This is a genomic window from Terrabacter aerolatus (genome assembly GCF_007991735.1).
Taxonomy (GTDB): domain Bacteria; phylum Actinomycetota; class Actinomycetes; order Actinomycetales; family Dermatophilaceae; genus Terrabacter; species Terrabacter aerolatus.
In genome coordinates, this window is sequence record NZ_BJYX01000050.1 from 1 (window position 1) to 3,491 (window position 3,491).

The following is a 3,491-nucleotide window of genomic DNA, read 5'->3' on the forward strand; positions in this document are numbered from 1 at the left end:
GTGTGTCCGGCTGCGTCCTACTCTCCCACACCGTCACCAGTGCAGTACCATCGGCGCTGAAGGGCTTAGCTTCCGGGTTCGGAATGGGACCGGGCGTTTCCCCTTCGCTATGACAGCCGAAACTCTATGGAGATATCAAATCAGTGGATGGGTTCCCCGTTTGTATCTCGGGAACCGCACAGTGGACGCGTAGCATCTTTGTAAGTCAAGTTATCGGCTTATTAGTACCGGTCAGCTCCACACATTACTGTGCTTCCACATCCGGCCTATCAACCCAGTAGTCTAGCTGGGAGCCTCTCGCCCTCGCGGGCCTGGAAACCTCATCTTGAAACGTGCTTCCCGCTTAGATGCTTTCAGCGGTTATCACTTCCGAACGTAGCTAATCAGCGGTGCCCTTGGCAGAACAACTGACACACCAGAGGTTCGTCCATCCCGGTCCTCTCGTACTAGGGACAGCCTTTCTCAAGTTTCCTACGCGCACAGCGGATAGGGACCGAACTGTCTCACGACGTTCTAAACCCAGCTCGCGTACCGCTTTAATGGGCGAACAGCCCAACCCTTGGGACCTACTCCAGCCCCAGGATGCGACGAGCCGACATCGAGGTGCCAAACCATGCCGTCGATATGGACTCTTGGGCAAGATCAGCCTGTTATCCCCGGGGTACCTTTTATCCGTTGAGCGACGGCGCTTCCACAAGCCACCGCCGGATCACTAGTCCCGACTTTCGTCCCTGCTCGACATGTCTGTCTCACAGTCAAGCTCCCTTGTGCACTTACACTCGAAACCTGATTACCAACCAGGCTGAGGGAACCTTTGGGCGCCTCCGTTACCTTTTAGGAGGCAACCGCCCCAGTTAAACTACCCACCAGGCACTGTCCCTGATCCGGATCACGGACCGAGGTTAGATATCCAGAACGACCAGAGTGGTATTTCAACGTTGACTCCACCATCACTGACGTGACGGCTTCACAGTCTCCCACCTATCCTACACAAGCCGTACCGAACACCAATACCAAGCTGTAGTAAAGGTCCCGGGGTCTTTCCGTCCTGCTGCGCGTAACGAGCATCTTTACTCGTAGTGCAATTTCGCCGAGTTCGTGGTTGAGACAGTGGAGAAGTCGTTACGCCATTCGTGCAGGTCGGAACTTACCCGACAAGGAATTTCGCTACCTTAGGATGGTTATAGTTACCACCGCCGTTTACTGGCGCTTAAGTTCTCAGCTTCGCCGTGAGGCTAACCGGTCCCCTTAACGTTCCAGCACCGGGCAGGCGTCAGTCCGTATACATCGTCTTGCGACTTGGCACGGACCTGTGTTTTTAGTAAACAGTCGCTTCTCCCTGGTCTCTGCGGCCGATCACGCTCGGGAAGCAAGTTCCGTCACGATCAGGGCCCCCCTTCTCCCGAAGTTACGGGGGTATTTTGCCGAATTCCTTAACCACGATTCACTCGATCGCCTTGGTATTCTCTACCTAACCACCTGAGTCGGTTTGGGGTACGGGCGGCTCGAACCTCGCTAGAAGTTTTTCTCGGCAGCATAGGATCACCCTCTTCCCGCATTCGCGGTCACTATCAGGTCTCAGGCTTGATGCGATCCGGATTTGCCTGGATCGCGCCCTACACCCTTGGACGTGGACAACCATCGCCACGCGGAGGCTACCTTCCTGCGTCACTCCATCGCTTGACTACTACCAGATCGGGTCGTGCGCTCCCCCCACCCGATAGACCCGAAGGTCTGGTGGGCGGGCTTCAGGCACTTAGCATCACTGGGCTCATCATGGGCGGTCCTTCGCCGGTTCCGGAATATCAACCGGATGTCCATCGACTACGCCTGTCGGCCTCGCCTTAGGTCCCGACTTACCCAGGGCAGATTAGCTTGACCCTGGAACCCTTGGTTATTCGGCGGACGGGTTTCTCGCCCGTCATTCGCTACTCATGCCTGCATTCTCACTCGTGTGGCCTCCACGGCTGGTTCACACCGCCGCTTCCCTGGCCACACGACGCTCCCCTACCCATCAACACGCCTGGACACCGAACCCGCAGGTGTCGGTGCCGAGCAAATATGTCAATGCCACAGCTTCGGTGGTGTGCTTGAGCCCCGCTACATTGTCGGCGCGGAATCACTTGACCAGTGAGCTATTACGCACTCTTTAAAGGGTGGCTGCTTCTAAGCCAACCTCCTGGTTGTCACAGCAACTCCACATCCTTTCCCACTTAGCACACGCTTAGGGACCTTAGCTGGTGATCTGGGCTGTTTCCCTCTCGACTACGGAGCTTATCCCCCGCAGTCTCACTGCCACGCTCTCACTTACCGGCATTCGGAGTTTGGCTAACGTCAGTAACCTGGTGAGGCCCATTAGCTATCCAGTAGCTCTACCTCCGGCAAGAAACACGTGACGCTGCACCTAAATGCATTTCGGGGAGAACCAGCTATCACGGAGTTTGATTGGCCTTTCACCCCTACCCACAGCTCATCCCCTCAGTTTTCAACCTAAGTGGGTTCGGTCCTCCACGCAGTCTTACCTGCGCTTCAACCTGGCCATGGGTAGATCACTCCGCTTCGGGTCTAGACCCAGCGACTCAAACGCCCTATTCGGACTCGCTTTCGCTACGGCTTCCCCACACGGGTTAACCTCGCCACTGAGCACTAACTCGCAGGCTCATTCTTCAAAAGGCACGCTGTCACCCCACACGCCCAACGGCGGGAGGCTCCAACGGATTGTAGGCACACGGTTTCAGGATCTATTTCACTCCCCTCCCGGGGTACTTTTCACCTTTCCCTCACGGTACTTGTCCGCTATCGGTCACCAGGGAATATTTAGGCTTAGCAGGTGGTCCTGCCAGATTCACACGGGATTTCTCGGGCCCCGTGCTACTTGGGAAACACCACCGGGAGTCCACACCATTTCGTCTACGGGGGTCGCACCCTCTATGCCGAGCCATTCAATGCTCTTCGACTATGACGCAGATTTCTCACTCCCTGCCGGCCTGTCAGAGCCAGCTGGCGGGTCCCACGACCCCGAACGTGCAACGCCTGACAGCTATCACACACGCCCGGTTTAGCCTCATCCGCTTTCGCTCGCCACTACTCACGGAATCACATGTTGTTTTCTCTTCCTGTGGGTACTGAGATGTTTCACTTCCCCACGTTCCCTCCACACACCCTATATATTCAGGTGCGGGTGACTGGACTTGCCTCCAGCCGGGTTTCCCCATTCGGAAATCCTCGGATCACAGTCTGGTTATCGACTACCCGAGGCTTATCGCAGATTCCTACGTCCTTCTTCGGTTCCTGGTGCCAAGGCATCCACCGTGTGCCCTTAAAAACTTGAACACTACAAAGATGCTCGCGTCCACTGTGAAGTTCTCAAAATACAACCGGCACCCCACACCCACCACGACAACATCGCGATCTCGGCAGGGCCCACCAACCAGAAGCAACCAACCAACACCACCACCCACGAGCAGTCAAAGACCACCCGCCGGCACCAG

Annotated in this window: 2 rRNA genes; both read right to left on the reverse strand. The window is 56.3% G+C overall.

Annotated elements, in window-relative coordinates:
- Positions 1 to 4: 4 nt before the first annotated feature.
- Positions 5 to 121 (reverse strand): 5S ribosomal RNA (gene rrf / locus TAE01_RS20320).
- A gap of 80 nt (positions 122 to 201) precedes the next feature.
- Positions 202 to 3,333: ribosomal RNA gene (locus TAE01_RS20325) — 23S ribosomal RNA — on the reverse strand.
- Between the last annotated feature and the right edge of the window lie 158 nt (positions 3,334 to 3,491).